The organism is Gemmatimonadota bacterium (genome assembly GCA_016714015.1).
GTDB lineage: Bacteria > Gemmatimonadota > Gemmatimonadetes > Gemmatimonadales > Gemmatimonadaceae > Pseudogemmatithrix.
The window spans coordinates 49,509-70,685 of record JADJNZ010000009.1 but is presented as its reverse complement, the minus strand read 5'-3'; the positions used below and the strand labels follow the sequence as shown (position 1 = coordinate 70,685).

17 protein-coding genes and 1 pseudogene are annotated in these 21,177 nt (G+C 71.2%); 14 read left to right on the top strand and 4 right to left on the bottom strand.

Annotated elements, in window-relative coordinates:
* Window positions 1–424: 424 nt before the first annotated feature.
* Window positions 425–2,224, top strand: coding sequence for an elongation factor 4 (lepA, locus tag IPJ78_17145; protein MBK7908269.1), 1,800 nt, complete (start codon window positions 425–427; stop codon window positions 2,222–2,224).
* A 141-nt stretch (window positions 2,225–2,365) separates the two neighbouring features.
* On the opposite strand, the gene IPJ78_17140 is transcribed toward lepA, so the two are convergent.
* From IPJ78_17140 to IPJ78_17125, 4 genes are read right to left on the bottom strand one after another with little or no spacing between them, the layout of a single operon-like run.
* Window positions 2,366–3,502 carry a hypothetical protein gene (locus IPJ78_17140; protein ID MBK7908268.1) on the bottom strand — a complete coding sequence of 379 codons (1,137 nt, stop codon included), beginning with the start codon at window positions 3,500–3,502 and terminating at the stop codon, window positions 2,366–2,368.
* A gap of 54 nt (window positions 3,503–3,556) precedes the next feature.
* Entirely contained in the window at window positions 3,557–4,735 is a 1,179-nt protein-coding gene (locus IPJ78_17135) for a glycosyltransferase (protein ID MBK7908267.1), read from the bottom strand.
* The gene (locus tag IPJ78_17130; GenBank protein MBK7908266.1) at window positions 4,732–5,970 is read right to left on the bottom strand and encodes a polysaccharide pyruvyl transferase family protein; all 1,239 of its coding nucleotides are present in this window, start codon (window positions 5,968–5,970) and stop codon (window positions 4,732–4,734) included. The genes IPJ78_17135 and IPJ78_17130 overlap by 4 nt, the downstream gene beginning before the upstream one ends.
* A gap of 32 nt (window positions 5,971–6,002) precedes the next feature.
* The gene (locus tag IPJ78_17125; GenBank protein ID MBK7908265.1) at window positions 6,003–6,839 is read right to left on the bottom strand and encodes a glycosyltransferase family 2 protein; all 837 of its coding nucleotides are present in this window, start codon (window positions 6,837–6,839) and stop codon (window positions 6,003–6,005) included.
* A 97-nt stretch (window positions 6,840–6,936) separates the two neighbouring features.
* Here IPJ78_17125 and IPJ78_17120 point away from each other — a divergent pair, with 97 nt between their 5' ends.
* The 13 genes and pseudogenes from IPJ78_17120 to cphA all read left to right on the top strand — a co-directional run bounded on the left by IPJ78_17120 (window position 6,937) and on the right by cphA (window position 21,172).
* Entirely contained in the window at window positions 6,937–7,950 is a 1,014-nt protein-coding gene (locus tag IPJ78_17120) for an ROK family protein (GenBank protein MBK7908264.1), read from the top strand.
* Entirely contained in the window at window positions 7,947–8,945 is a 999-nt protein-coding gene (locus tag IPJ78_17115) for a carbohydrate kinase family protein (GenBank protein MBK7908263.1), read from the top strand. Before IPJ78_17120 ends, IPJ78_17115 begins: the two co-directional genes overlap by 4 nt.
* A complete protein-coding gene (locus IPJ78_17110) occupies window positions 8,942–9,835 on the top strand; it encodes an ATP-binding protein (protein ID MBK7908262.1) in 894 nt (297 codons plus the stop codon). Before IPJ78_17115 ends, IPJ78_17110 begins: the two co-directional genes overlap by 4 nt.
* Window positions 9,832–10,383, top strand: a complete 552-nt coding sequence (locus IPJ78_17105; protein ID MBK7908261.1) for a hypothetical protein — start codon at window positions 9,832–9,834, stop codon at window positions 10,381–10,383. Before IPJ78_17110 ends, IPJ78_17105 begins: the two co-directional genes overlap by 4 nt.
* Window positions 10,383–10,688, top strand: a complete 306-nt coding sequence (locus IPJ78_17100) for a hypothetical protein (GenBank protein MBK7908260.1) — start codon at window positions 10,383–10,385, stop codon at window positions 10,686–10,688. The genes IPJ78_17105 and IPJ78_17100 overlap by 1 nt, the downstream gene beginning before the upstream one ends.
* Window positions 10,689–10,838: 150 nt before the next feature.
* Window positions 10,839–11,861: pseudogene (locus IPJ78_17095) on the top strand (aminotransferase class I/II-fold pyridoxal phosphate-dependent enzyme).
* Window positions 11,862–11,865: 4 nt separating this feature from the next.
* The gene (gene ftsE, locus IPJ78_17090; protein MBK7908259.1) at window positions 11,866–12,594 is read left to right on the top strand and encodes a cell division ATP-binding protein FtsE; all 729 of its coding nucleotides are present in this window, start codon (window positions 11,866–11,868) and stop codon (window positions 12,592–12,594) included.
* The gene (locus IPJ78_17085; GenBank protein MBK7908258.1) at window positions 12,591–13,439 is read left to right on the top strand and encodes an ABC transporter permease; all 849 of its coding nucleotides are present in this window, start codon (window positions 12,591–12,593) and stop codon (window positions 13,437–13,439) included. The genes ftsE and IPJ78_17085 overlap by 4 nt, the downstream gene beginning before the upstream one ends.
* A gap of 4 nt (window positions 13,440–13,443) precedes the next feature.
* Window positions 13,444–14,670: a peptidoglycan DD-metalloendopeptidase family protein gene (locus IPJ78_17080; protein MBK7908257.1), complete on the top strand. Its 1,227-nt coding sequence runs from the start codon at window positions 13,444–13,446 to the stop codon at window positions 14,668–14,670.
* Between the two features lie 46 nt (window positions 14,671–14,716).
* Window positions 14,717–15,895 carry a deoxyribonuclease IV gene (locus IPJ78_17075; GenBank protein MBK7908256.1) on the top strand — a complete coding sequence of 393 codons (1,179 nt, stop codon included), beginning with the start codon at window positions 14,717–14,719 and terminating at the stop codon, window positions 15,893–15,895.
* Between the two features lie 450 nt (window positions 15,896–16,345).
* On the top strand, window positions 16,346–17,530 hold the full coding sequence (locus tag IPJ78_17070; GenBank protein MBK7908255.1) for a beta-aspartyl-peptidase: 1,185 nt from the start codon (window positions 16,346–16,348) through the stop codon (window positions 17,528–17,530).
* Window positions 17,527–18,369 (top strand): cyanophycinase, encoded by an 843-nt coding sequence (locus tag IPJ78_17065; protein MBK7908254.1) that lies wholly within the window; start codon window positions 17,527–17,529, stop codon window positions 18,367–18,369. Before IPJ78_17070 ends, IPJ78_17065 begins: the two co-directional genes overlap by 4 nt.
* Window positions 18,370–18,385: 16 nt before the next feature.
* Entirely contained in the window at window positions 18,386–21,172 is a 2,787-nt protein-coding gene (gene cphA / locus IPJ78_17060) for a cyanophycin synthetase (protein ID MBK7908253.1), read from the top strand.
* Window positions 21,173–21,177 lie beyond the last annotated feature (5 nt).

The window sequence follows — 21,177 nt, the reverse complement described above, 5'->3', positions numbered from 1 at the left end:
TTCACCACAGAGGGCACAGAGGGCACAGAGAACGGCGGAGAGAGGCATCGGGCTGCGGTTCAAGACGGGGCGCAGGGTCAGGGGGACAGAGGGGCACCGGGGGGCATGGGGGGGATGGGGCAAAGGGGCGGACGGCGCCGAGAGTGGTCGTCTTCGTGCGGCTACCGTGCAGCCCCGCCGTACAGTCCCTGCCGTACAGCCCCTGCCGAACAGCCCCTGCCGAACAGCCCCTGCCGTAGAGCGGTTGCCGTTCTCCGCCGTTCTCTGTGCCCTCTGTGCCCTCTGTGGTGAAAGCCGTTGCCGTTCTCCGCCGTTCTCTGTGCCCTCTGTGCCCTCTGTGGTGAAAGCCGTTGCCGTTCAAAGGCTTGGACCGACTCCGACCCCCGACTAGCTTTCAAGGCTAGCCCCCTCCGCACCCGCCGCCGTGACCCCTCCGAACCTGATCCGCAATTTCTGCATCGTCGCCCACATCGACCACGGGAAGTCGACGTTGGCCGACCGCCTCATCGAGGCGACGGGGATGCTCCAGAAGCGCGAGATGAAGGCCCAGGTGCTCGACACCCTGGACCTGGAGCGCGAGCGCGGCATCACGATCAAGCTCAACGCCGTCCGCATGTCGTACGATGCCAAGGACGGCACCACGTACGAGCTGAACCTGATCGACACGCCCGGGCACGTGGACTTCACCTACGAGGTCTCGCGCTCGCTGGCCGCCTGCGAGGGCGCGATCCTCGTCGTGGACGCCTCGCAGGGCATCCAGGCGCAGACGCTGTCCAATCTGTTCCTCGCGATGGACGCGGGGCTCGAGATCATCCCGATCCTGAACAAGATCGACCTCCCCGGCGCCGAGCCGGAGAAGCGCCGCCAGGAGATCGTCGACCTCATCGGCTGCAAGCCCGAGGACATCCTCCTCGTCAGCGCCAAGGAAGGGATCGGCATCCCCGAGCTGCTCGAGGAGGTCGTCAAGAAGACGCCCGCCCCCCGCGGCGACGGGAAGAAGCCGCTCCGCGCCCTAATCTACGACTCGTTCTACGATCGCTACCGCGGGGCCATCCCCTCGGTCCGCGTCGTGGACGGCGTCATCAAGAAGGGCACCAAGATCACCTTCGGCGCCTCCGACTCGGTGTACGAGGTCGAGGAGGTCGGATACAACCAGCTCCGCCGCGTCGTGACCGACCAGCTCACCGCGGGCGAGGTCGGCTACGTCGTCGCCAACGTCCGCTCGGTGAAGGAGACGCGCGCCGGCGACACGATCTTCGACGCCGAGAACCGCGCGCCGGAAGCGCTCCCCGGCTATCAGGCGGTGCGCTCGTTCGTCTTCGCCGGGGTCTATCCCACCGACACGCAGCAGTACGAGGACCTCCGCGACGCGCTCGAGAAGCTCCAGCTCAACGACGCGTCGCTCCAGTACCAGCCCGAGTCCTCCACCGCCCTCGGCTTCGGCTTCCGCTGCGGCTTCCTCGGTCTCCTCCACATGGAGATCGTGCAGGAGCGGCTCGAGCGAGAGTTCGACCTCGATCTCGTCACGACCGTCCCGAGCGTGGAGTACCACGTCTTCAAGACCGACGGCGAGCAGGTGCTGGTGGAGAACCCGGCGCTGATGCCGCCGAGCACGGTGATCGACTGGGTCGAGGAACCGTACGTGAAGGCGCGGATCATGGTCCCGAGCGAGTACATCGGCGCGATCATGTCGCTCGGCACCGAGCGACGCGGCGAGTACAAGGGGATGAGCTACATCGACACCTCGCGCGTCGAGATCGACTGGGAGTTCCCGCTCGCCGAGATCATCCTCGACTTCTTCGACAAGATGAAGTCGCTCACCCGCGGCTACGCGGCGCTCGACTACGAGATGCTCGGCTACCGCCGCAGCGAGCTCGTGCGGCTCGACATGCTCATCAACGGCGACCCGATCGACGCCTTCTCGGTGATCACGCACACCGACAAGTCATACGACTGGGGGCGCAAGATCGCCGACAAGCTGAAGGAGCTCATCCCGCGGCAGCTCTTCGAGGTCGCGATCCAGGCGGCGATCGGACAGAAGGTCATCGCGCGCACGACGGTGAAGGCGCTGCGGAAGGACGTGCTCGCCAAGTGCTACGGCGGCGACATCAGCCGCAAGCGCAAGCTCCTGGAGCGCCAGAAGGAGGGCAAGAAGCGGATGAAGCAGGTGGGCGCGGTGGAGATCCCGCAGGAGGCGTTCCTGGCGGTGTTGCAGGTCGATTGATCGCGGGGTGCGGGATTCGCGGTGAACGACGAGTGGTGAGCTGTAAGTTGTGAGTGGTGAGTTCGAACGGCGATGCGGGGTCACGAATCCCGCATCGCCGTTCGAACTCACCACTCACAACTCACAACTCACATCGCCCCGTCACTTCGACATCCGCCGCTCGAGCGCGATCGTGTACGCCCCGAGCTTCCCCCTCTCCAGCCCCATCGCCCGCAGCACGAACGTCCCGTCCGCCGGCAGCGTGATCTCGAGCCGCGCGTTCGTCTCGCCCGCGCTGTCGTCGTCCGTCGCCGAGGATTCGAAGACGTTGTTCGACAGGCTTCCCCAGTCGAGGAAGGCGTCGAAGTCCGTGGACCGCATCGTGATCACGAACCGCTCGCCCGGGCGGCCGGTGATCGCGTACTGGTGGAACTGCCGTCCGTCCTCGAGCGACGGATCGTCCGCGGTCAGCGACGCCTCGGTCGTCTGGCCGAGCGGCAGGGGCCGCGTCGTCACCGGCTGCACGACCACTTCGCTCACCGAGACGGTGAACGGTCCCGTCTTCTCGCTCTCGAGCGGCCGCGCGTAGACGCGATAGTCGCCGTTGGCCGTGAGGATGAGCTGCGCGTCGGAGCCGCCGCCGCTGTCGTCGTCGGTCCCGACCTCCTCCTCCCCTCCCGTCGTCACCTTCGTCACGCGCACCATCGCGTCGAACGCGCCCGAGCGCACCGTCACGCGCACGCGCTGGCCGCGCGCCGAGAAGGTGTAGAGCTGGTAGCGCGTCTCGCCCGGTCCCTCGTCGAGGATGGGGCTGCGATCATCGAGCGCCCCCTCGCGCGCCTGGCCCACCTGCAGCGCGATCGCCGTCGCCACGGGGGCCGGCGGGAGCTCGGTCACCCGCAGCTCGTACGCGCCCTTCGCCGCGGCGTCGAGCGACTGCGCGACCACCACGTAGGTCCCCGCGGTCGCGGCGCGGAAGCGGAGTCGCGCATTGGTGTTGCCGCTGCCGTCGTCGTCCGCGGCGAACTCCTCGGTGAGGCCGCTCACGAACCGCGCGACCCACACGTACGAGTCCACGTCGTCCGAGGACATCGTGACCTCGAAGCGCTGGCCCGCCTTCGCCTCGAGCTTGTAGGCGTGGAAGCGGCCGCGCTGCCCGTAGCGCGGATCCGACTCGGCGAGGGTCGCCGTCACCGGCTGCCCCACGCGGAGCGGACGATAAGGGTCCTGAGCCGTCGCGACATCCGCGCCGCCGAGGAGGGCGGCGGCGAGCATCGCGCCCGCGAGTGGGCGGGACATCCCGTGCGTGGTCGAGTCCATCATCGGTCGTGCACTCCGGTCAGGGGGCGTGGGTCAGGGGGCGTGGGTCCGTACGTCGTGGCGGGTCCGTACGTCGTGGTGGGTCCGGACATCGTCGTAGATCGCTTCGAGCGCCGCCGTCTGCCGCGCGAGGTCGAAGTGTGCTTCCATGTGCGCCCGCGCGGCGCGGCTCATCCGCTCGCGCAGCGCCGCATCCGCGAGCAACGCGGTGAGGTGCGCGGCGAGGGCGGTCTCGTCGCCGGGCGAGAAGAGATACCCCGTCTCGCCGTGGACGACACCCTCCCCCGTTCCGCCGGACGTGGACACGACGAGCGGCAGCCCGCTCGCCTGCGCTTCGAGGAAGGTGATGGGCAACCCTTCGGCGTTGCCGCGGTCGTCGGCGATCGACGGACCGGCGAGCACGGCGGCGCGGCGCATGAGGTCCTGCACCTGGGCCGGCGTCTGCACTCCGAGGAACCGCGCGGGCACGCCGAGCTGCGCGGCCTCCGTCGCGAGGCCGTCGCGCAACGGGCCGTCGCCGGCGATCACCAGCTCGGCGGCAGGGATCGCCTTCCGTACGGCGGCCATCGCGCGGACGAGATGGATCACGCCCTTCTTGGCCACCAGCCGCCCCACGAACAGCACCTCCGTCGCCGAGCGCGGCGCGGTCGCCGGCGTGAACTTCGTCGTGTCCACGCCGATGTAGTGCAGCGTGATCCGTTCGGCCGGGCATCCCGCGGCGAGCAACGCGTCACGGATGAACCGCGAGACGGCGATCACGCGGTCGGCCGCGGCGAACGCGGCGCGCCGGCGCGCGGCCTCGGCCTCGGTCTTCGCGCGCACGGTGATATCCATCCCGTGGTAGGTCACCACGAGCGGGATCCCGAGCGCCTTCGCGATGCGGCTCGCGGGGAGCGCGCTCGACCCGAAGTGCGCGTGCAGCACCACCGGCCGCGTCTCGGCGATGGCGCGCAACCAGCGGCGCGGTGCGCGGCCGGCGCTCTTGAGCAGGAACTTCTCGAGCGCAGGGAAGAGGCTGTGCTCGTCGAGCAGCAGCTGCGGACGGCCCACGAGGTACGCCGCACCGCTCGGGTCGCGCGAGTAGCCGACGAGCACCGGCGCGTGGCGCGTCATCGCCCCCGACTGCGCGGCGATGAAGGTCTCGCTCCACGGCAGGATCCGCTTGCGGAAGATGATCGCGGAGCGGCGCTCGCCGGTGGACGCGCCGATCACTTGCGCCCCCCGCGCGTGCCGGCGCCGAGCGCCTCGCGGATCCGGCGCGCCGGACCGATCGCGTCATCGCGATACCCGACGACCTGCGCGGCGATCCCCGCCCGCAGCGCATCGCCGCCGGCCAACGCTTCGCGCGTCGCGCGCAGGAGCCCCTCCGACGACACCTCCTCGATGTCGAACGCCCACGCCTCGCGCCCCATCGCGCGGAGCAGCTCGCGCGACTTGAACTCGTACGCGATCGCGACCACCGGCGTGGCGACGGCGAGCGCGAGGATGGCGAAGTGCATCCGCGTCGCGATCGCCACATCGAAACCGCGCAGCGCCTCGGCGAGCTGTTCCGGCGTGCGGAACGACGTGTCGACGTGGATGTTCGGCTCGCCCGGGAGCAGCTCGGCGACGAGCTGGGCCGCGAAGCGCGAGTCGTCGGTCCAGTACTCGGGGACGCCCTGGCAGGTGGAGAGGAAGGTCACCTCGACGCCCTCGCGCGCGAGCGTGCGCGCCGCGTCGGCGACGGCGCGACGGTACCGCGTCCCCGCGTCGTCGCCGCTCCCCTGCTTGAAGTGCGACCACTGGCGCACCGAGATCGCGACGCGCGCGCGTGGCGCGCCGGCGGCGCGCGGCGGCCGCGGCGCCTCGGGCGTGGCGAGCGCGAAGGCCGCGTCGGCGTGCACGTGCAGCTTGGTCGCGTCGGCGGCGAGCGCGGTGAGGTGCCCCTTGGACTTCGCATCGCGCAGGAAGACGCCGCGGCTCCCCGCGGCGATGCGCTGCATGGTCAGCTGGCTCTTGGGGCGCGTGAACGGGCCCATCGACTGCGTGAAGAGGAAGGTCGGCCGCCCCAGTGCCTGCGCCGCGAGGAGCTCGTCGGCCTTGGCGGTGAAGTTGTAGTGCTCCACGAAGTAGGTGCCGCCGGTGGCGACCACGACGTCGGCGGCGGCGAGGCGATCGAGGTGCGCGCGCTGCTCGCGCGAGAGGAGCAGCCGCGCGAGGAACGGCGACGTGGACAGCAACCGGACCGCGAGCGAGGTGCGCCGCTTCCGCAGGGAGGCCACGCCGCCGTGCGAGCGCCAGCGGGGCCAGTGCGCGTGCTGCGCGTGCAGCCCCGCATGGAAGCGGATGTCGGGATAGAGCCGCTGCGCGACGGTGGGCGTCTGCTCCGAGACCTCGATCTCGGCGTCGGCGCCGAAGACCGTGCGCAGCGCGCGGATCTCGCCCTGCAGGATGGCGGCATCGCCCACATTGAGGGCGACCGAGTTGACGATGTGGATCCTCAGGCGCCCGTCCCTGCGCCGGCGAGGTGGCGATCGAGTCCCGCCGGCGTGCGCACGAGCTTCCCGGCCGCGACCTCGTCGCGGATCGCGCGGTTCTTCGCGATCGCCTCGGGGCGCTTGTAGCCGCGGCCGTGGTCGAGGTGGACCACGATGGTGCGATGGCGCACCTGCGTCCCGCGCACGCCGGCGTTCTCGAGGCGTTCGCCGAGTTCCCGGTCGAGTCCGCCCCACTCGAGGCGCTCATCGAACCCGTTCACCCGCACGAGGTCGTCACGCCAGACGCTCGCGTTGTGGCCGTTGAAGCTCGGTCGCGTGGTGGTGAGCGCGTCGAGCACGCGCGAGACCGTCGGGCCCCAGTAGAGGCGCCGCGACTGCTTGTCGGCCGGCGTGCCGTGCGCGCGGAGCCAGGCGTAGTCGGTCGCGCGGCCGGCCATGATGTCGTCGCGCGTGATCGCCTGGCTGGTCGCCATGGGGAGCTTGAGGTAGCCGCCGGAGAGGAAGCGGCCGGGGGCCGCGAGGCGCGCGTGCACCGCGAGGACGTCGGCCCGCGGGATGCAGTCGCCGTCGGTGAAGAACAGGTACTCCCCCTGCGAGCGCGCGATGGCCTCGTTGAGGATCGTGCACTTCCGGAACCCCTCCTTGGGGTGCCAGACGTGGACGATCGGGTAGCGCACCTCGGACCGGACGCGCTCGAGCAGCGTCCGGGTGCGGTCGTCGGAGCCGTCGTCGGCGACGAGCACCTCGAACCCGCGGAACGTCTGCGCCTCGAACCCCCAGAGCACCTTCTCCAGCCACTCCGGATGGTTGTAGGTCGTGATGACGACGGACAGGCGCATGAAGAGGCGTTACCTTTGTTGGGCCGCGCGATGGCGCGGGGGCTCGGCTCGAAAGCTAGCCAGCGCCCGACGGGGACGACAGGAGAACGGAGGAGTGGTGACCGGGATCACGAGCCGCACGGACGCGGCCCAGCGTTACATCATCGGCGTGGACCTCGGCGGCACGAACATCGTCGCGGGCGCGATGACGGCGGACGGGGCCTCGCAGTACGCGATGCTCACCGTGCCGACGCGCGCCGACCTCGGCGGCGACGCCGTCGTCGCGCGGATCGTCGAGCTCTGCGAGCGCGTGATCGCCGAGACGATGGCGGCCACCGGCTGCGCGCGGGCGGACTTCCTCGGTGTCGGCATCGGATCGCCCGGGCCGCTGGACCGCGAGAGTGGCGTGGTCATCGTCACGCCGAACCTCGGTTGGACCAACTTCCCGCTGCGCGACAAGGTCGCTGGCCCGCTCGGCATGCCGGGGACGCTCGACAACGACGCCAACTGCGCCACACTCGGCGAGTGGTGGATCGGGGCCGCGAAGGGCGCGAAGCAGGTCGTCGGCCTGACGATCGGCACGGGGATCGGCGGCGGGCTCATCCTCAACGGCAAGCTCTACCATGGCGCGAGCGATGCCGCGGGCGAGCTCGGGCACATCACCATCGACAGCACCGGCCGCAAGTGCGGCTGCGGCAACTACGGTTGCCTCGAGGCGTACGCCTCCGGCCCGGCGATCGCGCAGCGCGCGCGCGAGGCGCTGCAGGGGGGCGAGAGCTCGATCATGCCCTCGCTCGTGGACGGCGACCTCTCGCGCATCACCGCCGCGACGGTGTTCGATGCCTCGCACCGCGGCGACGAGCTCGCCGGCCATGTCGTGCGCGACACGGCGAAGTTCCTCGGGATCGGCGTCGCGAACTTCCTCAACATCTTCAATCCCGAAGTGGTCGTGATCGCGGGCGGCGTGACGCAGGCGGGCGAGGCGCTCTTCGAGCCGCTGCGCGCCGAGGTGCGGCGCCGCGCGTTCGCGCCGGCGGTGGAAGCGTGCCGGATCGTGCCGGGCGCGCTGCATGGCAACGCGGGTGTGGTCGGGGCCGTCGCGACCTTCGTGCAGGCGCACGGGCTGGCGTGAGCATCGTGGGGGCGGCCGGGCCGGGGCGCGCGAAGCGCCTCGGCGTGATCGGCAGTTTCGTCTGGGACGTGATCCACGGCCGCGATGTCCGCCAGGCGGCGATCGAGGAGTGGGGCGGGATCACCTACGCGCTCAGCGCCTGTGACGCCGCCCTCGGCGATGACTGGTCGCTCGTCCCCCTCGCCAAGGTCGGGCAGGACCGGATCGTCGAGGCGCGACGCTTCCTGCGCACGCTGCGGCACCTCGCCCCCGACGCCGCGCCGATCGAGGTGCCGCAGGCGAACAACCGCGTGGAGCTGCGCTACCACTCGGACGAGCGGCGCAGCGAGGTCCTCTCGGGCGGCGTGCCGCCGTGGACCTGGGCCGGGTTGCAGCCCCTGCTCCGGGACCTCGACGCGCTGTACATCAATCTCATCAGCGGGTTCGAGCTCGACCTCGCGACGGCGCGCCTGATCCGGCAGCACTTCAAGGGCCCGATCTACTGCGACCTGCACTCGCTGGTGCTGGCGCTCGAGGCGAACGGGTTGCGGACGTACCGGCCGCTCCCCGAGGTCGCGGCCTGGTGCGGCTGCTTCGACCTCCTGCAGGTGAACGAGGACGAGCTGGCGATGATGGCGCCCGACGGCCTGGCGCTCGCGGCGACCGCGATGGGGGCGGGGGTGCGGAACCTCCTCGTTACCTTGGGCAAGCGTGGGGTCGTCTATTTCGCGGAGCCCGGCTTCGACCGGCTCGCCGACCTGCGCGTGCCGCCGCGTCCGGGCGCCGGGCCACTCCGCACGGCGTTGGTGCCGGCGGCCGCGGCGCGCGTCGAGGGCCCGGGCGATCCGACCGGCTGCGGCGATGTGTGGGGTGCGACCTATTTCTCGCGGTTGCTCGCGGGTGATATAATGAGTGGCGCATTGCGCCGGGCGATGGAGGCCGCGGCGCGGAACGTCGAGCACCGGGGCGCGACCGGCCTCGCCCACCACCTTCGCGGGGAACTGCACACGCCGTGACCGCCGTCATCACCCTCCCGTCGTCGCTCGATGAGCAGAGCTTCGAGTCGGTCATCGAGCAGCTCGCGGGCGTGCCCGCCGACGCCAAGGTGCTGGTCGACGCGCGCCACTGCCGCTTCGCGACGCCGTACGGGCTCACCGCCCTCCTCTGCCTCGCGCAGTCGCGCGAGGAGAAGCCCGACCTCGCCCCGCCCGAGGAGGCGGACACCTCGAGCTACTGGAGCCGCTGCGACTTCTTCAAGTACGCCGAGGAGCTCTTCACCATCCGGGGCACGCTCCCGCGGCCGCGCCCCGGCCGGGAGTCGGACGTGCTCCTCGAGGTGACGCCGGTCGCGCGGAACGAGGACGTGCACGCGATCGTGTCGCGGATCCAGGAGAAGGCGACGCAGATCCTCGTGCAGAAGCTCGACCTCGACCCGCGCGCGACGATGAGCTTCGTGATGACGCTCTCCGAGGCCTGCTCCAACATCATCGAGCACGCCGGGCGTGGCGGGTGGGTGATGGTGCAGCGATACAGCTGGGCCAAGCGCCGCGTGGGCCGCGACGTCGTGCAGATCGCGGTCAACGACGCCGGCATCGGCTTCCGCCGCTCCCTCGAGACGAGCCGCGCGCGCGCCCTCGCCGACCGGTGGGACGACGGGATCGCGCTCGAGAGCGCGGTGATCAACGGCGTGAGCCGCCTCCAGGATCCGGGCCGCGGGCAGGGCCTCAAGGGCATCCGCGGCTTCGTGCACCGCTTCGACGGCAAGCTCACCGTCCGCTCCGGCACGTCGCGCATCGCCCCGGTCATCCCCGACTGGGACGAGGACGAGGCGCGCTCCGACGGGCTCCCCGCCTTCCCCGGCGCGCAGCTGCAGGTCATCATCCCCAAGAAGGTGACCCGCCCATGACGCACATCGACGTGCAGGTCGCGCTGGAGAGCTCGCTGTCGATGCCGTATCACGACCTCGTGACGCGGCGCACCGGCGCCGCCGTGCGCACGGTCATCGAGGGCCAGCTCGCCGGCCTCGCCGACGGCTCGGTCGCGTTCCTCGACTTCACGCACATCGGCGTGCTCGACCGCTCCTGCGCCGACGAGTTCGTCGCCAAGCTCATGCTCCCCCTGAGCGGCGACCATCCCACGCGCGACGGCTACGTGATCTTCCGCGGAGTGAACGACGGCCACGTCGATGCGATCGAGTCGGTGCTCCATGCGCACGGGCTCGCGCTCGTCGTGCAGTTCAACGACGGCGACACGCGCCTCGTCGGCGCGGTGACCGAGCGCGAGCGGCGGGTCTGGGAGCTCGTCATGCACGCGGGACGCGCGAGCGCGGCGGCGCTGCCGGCCGACGCGGACCTCTCGCCCGAGGAGGCGCAGCAGCTGCTCGACTCGCTCGCGCGCCGTCGCCTCCTGCGGCGCGACTCCGACGGCTTCTGCCCCCTCGGACGCGTCGCCTGATGAGCCGCGCCTTCCTCCCGCTGCAGGTCGTCGGCTACGTCGCCACCCGCAAGGGCGACACCGACCGCGGACCGCAGGTGCGCCTCCGGCCGGACGATGCCCGCATGCGCCTCATCGGCGACGGCGAACTCGTCTGGGTGTACGGTCCGCGCCGCCACGAACTCGCGCCCGCGGTGTACGATGAGACGCTGCCCAAGGGTGGCGTCGTCGTCCGCGATCTCGGCGGCGTCGCCATCACCGAGATCGTGCGGCTCGTCAAGATGGATGTCGATCACCGTCCGGTGCTCACCACGAATCTCGCCTGAGGTCTCCCGTGTCCCGCGCGAAGCCCACCAAAGGTCCCGCCCTCGCCACGCTCGCCATCCACGGCGCGCGCGAGGCGCATCGTCCGGGCGACCCGGTCGTCGAGCCGCTCGTCCAGTCGGTGAACCACCTGCAGGCCCTCGGCACCGCCGACGGGCCTCAAGTACACGCGCTACGGCAACACGCCCAACGCCGAGCGCGTGCAGAAGCGCATCGCGATGCTCGAGGGGGCCGAGGCCTCGCTCGTGCTGTCGAGCGGCATGGGCGCGACCGCGTGCGCGCTCATGGCCCTGCTCCGCCCCGGCGACCACCTGCTGTCGTCGATGTACATCTACGGCGGGACGCACCGGCTCTTCCTCGAGGAGTTCGCGGCGATGGGGATCGAGGTCACGCTCGTCGATCCCTTCGAGCCGCGGTCGTTCCGCAAGCGCCTCCGCAAGGAGACGCGCGCCGTCTTCGTCGAGTCGCCGGTGAACCCCACCTGCCGCGTGATCGACCTGCGCCCCATCTCGTACCTGACCAAGGCCGAGGGGCTCGCGCTCGTCGTCGACTCGACCTTCGCCAGCCCGGTGAACTTCCGCCCCATCGAGCACGGCGCCGACGTGGTGATCCACTCGGCGACGAAGTACCTCAACGGGCACCATGACGTCCTCGCCGGCGTGGTCGCGGGCTCGCAGCCGTACATCGAGGAAGTGCTCCAGAAGGAGATGCTCTGGGGCCAGACGCCCGACCCGTTCGCGCTCTGGCTCCTCGAGCGCGGCATGAAGACGCTCGACGTGCGCGTGCAGCGCGCCAACGCGAGCGCGAGCGCGATCGCCGAGTGGGCCTCCGCGCGCAAGGAAGTGAAGCGCGTGCACTATCCCGGGCTCGCGACGCACGAGGACCACAAGATCGCCGCCGAGATCCTCGACGGCTTCGGCGGGATGCTCGCGCTCGAACTGGCGGGCGGCGGCAAGGCGGCGGAGCGCTTCCTGCGCCGCCTGCGCCTCGTCACCCACGCGCCGAGCCTCGGCGGCGTGGACACGCTCGTGAGCGAGCCGCGCTACACCTCGCACGCGAAGATGACGTCGGCGGAGCGCGCCCGCATCGGCATCCCCGACGGCTTCCTCCGCCTCAGCGTCGGGCTCGAGGACGTGGGCGACCTGATCGCCGACCTCGAGCAGGCCCTCAAGTGACCCGATGATCCGCTTCTCCCACGTCACGAAGCAGTACCCGAAGGGCGGCCCCGCGATCGATGACGTCTCCTTCCACGTCAATCGCGGGGAGTTCGTCTTCCTGACCGGTCCCTCGGGCGCGGGCAAGAGCACGGTGCTCAAGCTCATCTACGTCGAGGAACGCCCCTCGCACGGCGAGGTGAAGGTCGCCGGCCAGAGTTCGGCGACGCTGACCCCCAGGCAGATCCCCGCGCTCCGCCGCCGGCTCGGCGTCGTCTTCCAGGACTTCCGGCTCCTCGAGGACCGCACGGCCGAGCAGAACGTGGCGTTCGCCCTCGAGGTGATCGGCACGCCGCAGGAGAACATCGGCCCCAAGGTCGCGCGCGTGCTCACGCAGGTGGGGCTCGCCGCCAAGGCGACCGCCCTCCCGCACGAACTCTCCGGCGGCGAGCAGCAGCGCGTCGCCATCGCGCGCGCGCTCGTGAACGACCCGCTCGTCCTCCTCGCCGACGAGCCCACCGGCAACCTCGACGACCGCGCGACGCGCGGGATCTTCCAGCTGCTCAAGGAGATCAACGCGACCGGCACCGCCGTGCTCATGGCGACGCACGACCTGGCGACGGTGAAGGCGCACGCCTTCCGCACCCTCGAGATGAACCGCGGCAAGCTCGTGTACGACACGGGCGCCGAGCACCCCGTCCCTGCGGACGAGTTCGACCCGCCGGTCCCCGACCCCACGGGAGCGACGCCATGAACCTCGCCCTCCGTGAGGCGCTCCGCGCCTTCCAGCGCGCGCCGATGCTCAGCGCGCTCAGCGTCACCACCATCGCCTTCTCCCTCTTCGCGTTCGGTCTCTTCGGGCTCGTCGCGCTCAACCTGCGCTCGGCCCTCGCCGACATCGAGGAGCGCGTCGAGATCCGCGGCTTCGTCGCCGAGGGGACCAACCCCGAGGCGACCGCCGCGGCGGTGGGCGACATCGGCGCCTTCCCCGAGGTCGCGAGCGTCCGCATGGTCTCCGAGGTGCAGGCCCTCGACCGCGCGCGCCGCGAGCTCGGCGAGTTCGAGGACGTCTTCGAGGCGGGGATCCTGCCGGCGTCGATCGAGGTGCGGTTGAAGGAGGGGTTCCGCGACCCCACCCACGTCCGCGCCATCGCCACGCGCCTCGAGGTCTACGACTTCATCGACGACATCCGGTACGGCGAGGAGTGGGTCGAGAAGCTGCATCGCCTGCGCACCATCGCCACCGCCGTCGGCGTCTCGCTCGGCCTCACCTTCGCGCTCGTCGCGATCATCATCATCGGCTCGACGATCCGCATGGCGGTGCTCGCGCGCAGCCGCGAGATCCGCATCATGCGGCTCGTCGGCGCGACCAACGGCTTCATCCGGGCGCCGTTCCTCATCGAGGGCTTCCTCAAGGGACTCTTGGGCGGCGTGCTCGCGCTCGCGCTCACCTGGGTGACCTTCCAGTTCGTCGGGCAGTACGTGGTGCAGGCGACCTACTTCAATGGCGGCGCCGCGGTGCTCGGCGTGATCGGCGGCGCGCTCATCGGGCTGCTCGGCAGCGCCGCGAGCGTCGGCCGGCACCTGCGGCGGGTCTGAGGTGATGCGGGTGCGGGTGCGCGCGCTCCTCCTCGCGGTCGCGCTCCTCGTCGCGGCCGCGCCCGGCCGCGCACTGCAGGCACAGGGCGGCGGACTCCCGCCGTCCGCGGCGCAGGCCGCCGAGCGCCTGCGCCAGGAGCAGGCCGAACTCGAGCGCCTCCGCGCCGAGCGCACCGAGCTGGAGCAGCGCATGCGCCGGCTCCAGTCCAACGCGCGCGACGTCTCGGCCGAGCGCGCGAACATCGAGCGGCAGGCGCAGGCCACGTCACGCGTGGTGCGGTCCCTCGACCAGCAGCTCGGCTCGCTGGTGGAGGAGGTGGAGAACGTCAACGTGAGCCTCGCGCGCACGCAGGACGAGCTGCTCATCAAGCGCGCCACGCTCCGCCGACGCGTGCAGGAGATCTACAAGCGCGGACCGCTCTACGCCTTCGAGGCGCTGCTCTCCGCCGAGTCGTTCGGCGCGCTCGTCGCGCGCTACAAGTACCTGCACCTCGTCGCGCAGCGCGACCGCGCGCTCGTGAAGCGCGTGGAGGCGTTGAGCGGCCAGATCAGCGCCCAGCGCTTCCTGCTCGTGCGCCTCCGCTCGGACATGGAGACCAACCGCAAGCAGAAGGCGGAGGAGGAGGCGCGCCTCCGGCGTCTCGAGCTGCAGCGCGGCCGCACGCTCGCGCAGATCCAGCAGCAGGCGAAGCAGGCCGAGGACCGGTTGAAGCAGGTGCAGCGCGACGAGCAGCGGCTGGCGGGGGTGATCGCGGCCCTCGAGGAATCGCGTCGGCGCGCCGAGTCGCGTCCGAACGCCGCGCCGGCCCCGCGCACGCTGACGACCGCCGACATCGGGCAGCTCGACTGGCCCGTGCAGGGCACGATCGTCTATCGGTTCGGACGGTTCATGTACCCGGGCAGCACCACCTCGGGCCGCTGGAACGGCGTGGGCATCGGTGCGCCGCTCGGCACGCCGGTGAAGGCCGTGCAGGCGGGCGACGTGGCGCTCGCGGAGCAGTCGGGCACGTATGGGATGATGGTGATCATCCAGCACGGCGGCGGCGCGTACTCGATCTACTCGTCACTCCAGACGGCGAGCGTGCGGCGTGGCCAGAAGGTGGCGAAGGGCGACGTGATCGGCACGGTGGGGCAGTCCGATCCCGAGCTGCCGCCACGACTGCACTTCGAGATGCGACCGAAGGATGGGGTGGCGGTGGATCCGCTCGAGTGGTTGCGGAGGCAGAGGTGAGACGAGGAAGGCTCAAGTGGGAAGGACGAAGGCTCAAGGAGGAAGGATGAAGGGCAAGCGCGCGAAGGCCTCGGCGGCTCGGCGGCCGGCGGTGAAGAAGACGGTCGCGAAGAAGGCAGCGGCGAAGAAGGCGGCGGCCAAGAAGGCGGTCGTCAAGAAGGCAGCGACGAAGAAGCCCTCATCCAAGAAGCCGCTGCCCAAGAAGCCGCTGCCCAAGAAGCCGCTGCCCAAGAAGCCGGCTGCGAAGAAGCCAGTCGCGAAGACCGTCGCCCCCGTCGCGCCGAAGAAGAAGTCCAGTCGCGACATCCGGCCCAAGGCCTCCGATGTCCGCCTCTCGACGGTGCCCAAGCCCGTCGTTCCCTCCCCCGATCCGCTCGGTCCGCTCGGTGCGCACGTCTCCACGCAGGGTGGCGTCGCTCTCGCGCCGCAGCGCGGCGACGACATCGGCGCGAGCGGGATCCAGGTCTTCACGAAGGTCCCCAACCAGTGGAAGGAGAAGGAGGTCACCGCGGACGAGGTGGCCGCGTATCGCGCCGCGATGTCCGCGAGCGGCCAGCGATGGGCCACGTCGCATGACTCCTACCTGATCAACCTCGCCTCGCCCGACCCGACGCTCCGCGCGCGCTCGCTCGAGAGCTTCATCATGGAGCTCCGCCGCTGCAACGCGCTCGGCCTCGACGCGCTCGTCAGTCATCCCGGCAACTTCCTCGACGAGCGCGCGAGCGGCATCGCGCGCAACGCCGACGCGATCACGCAGGCCCTCGAGGCCGCCCCCGGCCCGACGCGGCTCTGCATGGAACTCACGGCCGGCCAGGGCACGGTGATCGGTTCGACCTTCGAGGAGATGGCCGATCTGCTCGCGCGCATCCCGTCGCCGCTGCAGCATCGCCTCGGCGTCTGCCTCGACACCTGCCACGTCTACGCCGCCGGCTACGACCTGCGGAACGACTACGACGGCGTCTGGGCGCGCTTCGCCGACGTGATCGGCTTCGCGCGGCTCGGCGTGCTGCACCTCAACGACTCGATGGGCGCGCTCGGTAGCCGCAAGGACCGGCATGCGCTCCTCGGCGAGGGCGAGATCGGCGACGGCGCGTTCCGCCGCATCATGACGGACGAGCGGCTGCGGCTGGTCCCGAAGATGCTCGAGACGCCGAAGGGGGACGACATGGTGTCGAACGATCGGCGCATGCTCACGAAGCTTCGCGGGTTCGCGGCCGCGGGCTGAGATCCCCGCGGGTCGGTCGCGCCGCAGACACCGATCGGCCGACCCTCTCGGGCTTCGCTTCGCTCGCCCTGCGGCCGGGTCGTCCGAGTCGGCGCCTGCGTCGCTCCCTCCGGCGGGGCGTTCTGTCAGGCGGCGGGAGCAGGGCCGAGCTCCGCGCGCGCGGCGGGTACAGCGGCTTGGCGCACGCGCGCGACGGAACGCGGACGGCGGCACGAGCCGGGCACGCGAGCCGGCGTGCACAGCCCGCCCCGCTGCGATCCCAGCCGCGGCGCGGCCGATGGGGGTCGCTACCGGCGATGCGGCCGCAGGACGAGCGAAGCGAAGTCCGAGAGCATCGACGGGGCGACCTCCAGCGGTCGCGACGCCCGCGCGGATCCCAGCCCGCGCGGATCACAACCGGCCGACCGTCCGCGGGTCCAAATCGTGCCCAGTCCCCGCTAGGTTACCGACGTGCTCAAGCTGCTGACCAACGCCCGACTCTACGCCCCCGAACCCAGGGGCACGTGCCACCTGCTCGTGGCCGGCGGTCGCATCGCGTGGATCGGCACCGAGCGGCCCCAGCTGGGCGCCAGCCTCCACGTCGAGGAGACCGACCTCGGCGGCCGCCGCCTCATCCCCGGCCTCGTGGACCTCCACGTCCACCTCACCGGCGGCGGCGGCGAGGCCGGCCCCGAGACCAAGGTCCCGCCGCTCCCGCTCTCCCGCTTCACCCGCGGCGGCGTCACCAGCGTCGTCGCCCTCCTCGGCACCGACGACGCCACGCGCCATCCGCGCGAGCTCGTCACCGCCGTGCACGCGCTCCGCAACGAAGGCCTGAGCGCCTGGGCCTGGACCGCCGGCTACCACATCCCGCCGGTCACCATCACCGGCACCGTGCGCGGTGACATCGCCGCCATCGAGTGCATCATCGGCGCCAAGACCGCGGTGAGCGACCATCGCTCGTCGCAGCCCACGCGCGACGAGCTGCTGCGGCTCGCGAGCGAGGCGCACGTGGGCGGGCTCATGACCGGGAAGGCCGGGCTCGTGCACTGTCACCTCGGCGACGGCGCGCGCGGCCTGGAGCCGCTGCGCGATGCGCTCGCGCACGCGGAGCTCCCACGGCGCGTCTTCCACCCCACGCACGTGAATCGCAAGCGCGCGCTCTTCGACGACGCGGTGGCATTCGCCAAGGAGGGCTCGCACGTGGACATCACGGCCTTCCCCGTGAGCGAGGGCGAGGATGCGTGGGCGGCGGAGACGGCGCTGCTACGCTACCTCGATTCGGGCGCGCCGCTCGAGCGCGTCTCGATCAGCTCCGACGGCGGCGGCTGTCTCCCCGAGTTCGACGGCGAAGGACGCGTCGTGCGCATGGGCGTCGGCGACCCGGGCGACCTCGCGCGCACGCTCGCGGCACTCCTCGCGGCCGGCGCGCCGCTGGAGCGCGTCCTCCCGGCGTTCACGAGCAACCCTGCCCGTCTCCTGCGGCTGGCGCGGAAGGGCGCGCTCACCGTCGGCGCCGACGCCGACGCGGTCGTGCTCGACGAACAGGGCACCATCACCGACGTCATGGCCAACGGCACCTGGCACCTGCGCGACGGCGCGACCGTCACGCACGGCACCTTCGAATCCCCCGGCAGCTTCGCGAGGCACGCATGAGTCCCTCCAAGGTCCCCGACGGCAAGGAACGCGGCTGGATCATCCCCATCGGCGGTGGCGAGCAGAAGGAGTACGACCGCCACATCCTCGACCGCTTCGTCCAGCTCTGCGGCGGGCGCGATGCGGCGATCATGGTCATCCCCACCGCCTCCAAGCTGGAGGACACGGGCGAGCGGTATCGCAAGGTCTTCACCGACCTCGGCGCCGGCGAGGTGCATGTCGTCGATTTCGACACGCGTCGCGACGCCTACGAGCGCAACCGCCTCGACGCGATCGCCGACTGCAACGGCATCTTCCTCACCGGCGGGAACCAGCTGCGGCTCTCCACGCTCATCGGCGGGACCGACGTCGCGCGCCTCCTCCGCGAGCGCAACGCCGCGGGCGTGCACATCGCCGGCACGAGCGCGGGCGCGAGCTTCCTCTCCGAGCACATGATCGCCTTCGGCGAGGACAACGCCGCGCCGCACGCCGGCTCGGTCACGCTCGCCCCGGGCCTCGGGCTCACCAACCGCGTCGTGATCGACCAGCACTTCACGCAGCGGAACCGGCTCGGGCGGCTCATCACCGCGCTCGCCTTCAATCCCTTCCTGATCGGCCTCGGCCTCGACGAGGACACCGCGGCGTTCATCGGGCCGGACCAGACGGTCGAGGTCGAGGGGAGCGGCACGCTCACCATCGTCGATGCGGAGAAGCTGAAGTTCTCGAGCATGGACCAGGCGGGGCCCAACGATCCCGTCTCGATGCTCGGCATCACGCTCCACGTGCTCATCCGCGGGGCGACCTTCAACCTGCACACCCGGAAGGCCTCGGCGGGCACCCTCGCGGCCGTGAAGGGCTAGTGCCACCTTTGGGGCCATGAGAGTCCTCGACCGCGCGGTCTACGTCGGCCCCTCGCTCTACGCCCACTTCCCCGTCATCCGCCTCGAGCTCGACCTCGAGGCGCTCGAGGAGTGGCCCACCACGCGCCTGGGCAGCGCGTTCATCGACGGCCTCCTCGCCGCCCTCCCCGGCCTCGCCGAGCATGGCTGCTCCTATGGCGAACCCGGCGGCTTCATCCGCCGCATGACCGAGGACGAGGGCACCTGGCTCGGCCATGTGCTCGAGCACGTGGCGATCGAGCTGCAGAACGTCGCCGGTCTCAAGGTCACCTTCGGCAAGACGCGCGGCGCCGGGCGCCCGGGCGTCTACCATGTCGTCTACGAGTACGAGCAGCGCGACGAGGGCCTCGAGGCGGGGGAGCTCGCGATGCGGCTCATCAACTCGCTCCTCCCCGACGAGGTGCGCGCCCCCGGCGAGGCGCCCTTCGACTGGACGCGCGAGCGCGATGGTTTCATCCGCTTCTCGCAGCGCCGCGCGCTCGGGCCGAGCACCGCGTCGATCGTGCAGGCCGCCGAGGCGCGCGGCATCCCGTGGATCCGCCTCAACAGCCAGTCGCTCATCCAGCTCGGCTACGGCAAGTACCAGCAGCGCATCCAGGCGACGGTCACCGGCCGCACCTCGCACATCGCCGTGGAGCTCGCGAGCGACAAGGAGGAGACCAACAAGATCCTGGCCACGCTCGGCCTTCCGGTGCCCAAGCAGGAGCTCGTACAGAGCGCCGACGCCGCCGCGCGCGCGGCGCGTCGCATCGGGTACCCGGTCGTCGTGAAGCCGTACAACGGCAACCACGGGCGCGCGGTCGCGATCCACCTCAAGACCGAGGAGGCCGTCCGCGCCGCCTTCGCGGCCGCGCAGGAGGTCTCGCGCTCGGTCCTCGTGGAGAGCTACATCACCGGCGACGACCATCGGTTGCTCGTCGTGAACGGCACGCTCGTCGCCGCGACGCGGCGCACGCCGGGCCACGTCGTCGGCGACGGCACGCGCACCATCGCCGAACTCATCGACATCGTGAACCAGGACCCGCGCCGCGGCATCGGGCACGAGAAGGTCCTCACGCGTCTCGAGCTCGACGCGCAGGCCGAGCGCCTCCTCACCGAGAAGGGCTACACCGCCGCGACGGTGCCCGCCAAGGGCGAGGCGGTCTACCTCCGGTCCACCGCCAACCTCTCCACCGGCGGCACGGCCACGGACGTCACCGACGTCATCCATCCCGACAACGTCGAGATGGCGCAGCGCGCCATCCAGGCGATCGGCCTCGACGTCGGCGGCGTGGACTTCCTCTCGGCCGACATCACGCAGTCGTACAAGAAGCACGGCGGCGCGATCTGCGAGGTGAACGCCGCGCCGGGCTTCCGCATGCACTCGGCGCCGAGCGAAGGGCGCCCGCGCGACGTCGCCGGGCCGGTGATCGACATGCTGTTCCCGCCGGGCTCGCCGACCGTCGTGCCGATCGCCGCGGTGACCGGCACCAACGGCAAGACCACGACGAGCCGCATGCTCGCCCACATCTGCAAGATGGGCGGCATGACGCCGGGCTTCACGACCACCGACGGCGTCTACATCGACGGCCAGCGCACGGTCGAGGGCGACATGACCGGTCCGGTCGCGACGCGGACCGTGCTCTCCGACCCGTCGATCGACGTCGCCGTGCTCGAGATCGCCCGCGGCGGCCTGCTCCGCGCCGGCATGGGGACCCGCTACGTGAACGTCGGCGCGGTGCTCAACGTCCGCTCCGACCACCTCGGCATGAAGGGCATCGACACGCTCGAGGACCTCGCCGAGGTGAAGCGCACCGTCGTCGAGGTGGCGCGCGACGCCGCGGTGCTCAATGCCGACGATCCGCTCTGCCTCAAGATGGCCGCCTACACCGAGGCGAAGCATCTCTGCTACGTGACGATGGATCCGGCGCACGCGCTCGTGCGCGAGCACATCCGCGCCGGGGGCCGCGCCGTCTCGCTCGAGACCGGCGTGAACGGCCAGATGATCACCATCTACGACAAGGGCGCGCACATCCCGCTGCTGTGGACGCACCTGATCCCGGCGACGATGGAAGGACGCGCGATGCACAACGTCTCCAACGCGATGTTCGCCGCGGCGATGGCGTTCTCGATGGGCCTCAAGCTCGAGACCATCCGGCAGGGCCTGCGGACGTTCGACACGACGTTCTTCCAGGCGCCGGGGCGCACGAACGTCTACAACGAGCACCCGTTCAAGGTCATCCTCGACTACGGGCACAACGCGCACGCCGTCGAGGCGATGGCCGATCTCGCGACGCGGCTCGATGTCACGGGGCGCCGGATCGTCGTCGTCGCCGGCCCGGGCGACCGCCGCGACGAGGACATCCGCGACATCGCGCGCGCGGTGGCGGGCCGCTTCGACCACTACATCTGCCGCCGCGACGACTCGCTGCGCGGACGCGATGGCGATGAGGTCCCCGGCATGATCGCCGCCACGCTCAAGGCGTCGGGCGTGGACGCGAAGCGGATCACGATCATCCCCGAGGAGCAGGAGGCCGTGGAGGCCGCGCTCCGCATGGCCCGCGCCGGCGACCTGCTCCTCGTCTTCGGCGACGAGATCACGCGCTGCTGGAAGCAGATCATCCACTTCACGCCCGACGGGGCGCTGCGCCCGGTGACCGCGGAGTTCCCGGTCCCGCGCGCGGTCGCGGCGAGCGCGCCGGCGGCGGAGCTCGTGCAGCGCGAGATGGGCTCGCTCGTCCGCGACGAGCGCGGCGTGCGGCTCGCGCGCGAGAGCGACGACTGAACGCT

Coding starts and splice junctions, on each gene's coding strand:
- IPJ78_17125 (MBK7908265.1), bottom strand. CDS start 6,839: ATGCGCCTGTCCGTCGTCATCACGACCTACAACCATCCGGAGTGGCTG.
- IPJ78_17065 (MBK7908254.1), top strand. CDS start 17,527: ATGAGTCCCTCCAAGGTCCCCGACGGCAAGGAACGCGGCTGGATCATC.
- IPJ78_17140 (MBK7908268.1), bottom strand. CDS start 3,502: ATGTCCCGCCCACTCGCGGGCGCGATGCTCGCCGCCGCCCTCCTCGGC.
- ftsE (MBK7908259.1), top strand. CDS start 11,866: ATGATCCGCTTCTCCCACGTCACGAAGCAGTACCCGAAGGGCGGCCCC.
- IPJ78_17075 (MBK7908256.1), top strand. CDS start 14,717: ATGAAGGGCAAGCGCGCGAAGGCCTCGGCGGCTCGGCGGCCGGCGGTG.
- IPJ78_17080 (MBK7908257.1), top strand. CDS start 13,444: ATGCGGGTGCGGGTGCGCGCGCTCCTCCTCGCGGTCGCGCTCCTCGTC.
- IPJ78_17100 (MBK7908260.1), top strand. CDS start 10,383: ATGAGCCGCGCCTTCCTCCCGCTGCAGGTCGTCGGCTACGTCGCCACC.
- IPJ78_17105 (MBK7908261.1), top strand. CDS start 9,832: ATGACGCACATCGACGTGCAGGTCGCGCTGGAGAGCTCGCTGTCGATG.
- IPJ78_17085 (MBK7908258.1), top strand. CDS start 12,591: ATGAACCTCGCCCTCCGTGAGGCGCTCCGCGCCTTCCAGCGCGCGCCG.
- cphA (MBK7908253.1), top strand. CDS start 18,386: ATGAGAGTCCTCGACCGCGCGGTCTACGTCGGCCCCTCGCTCTACGCC.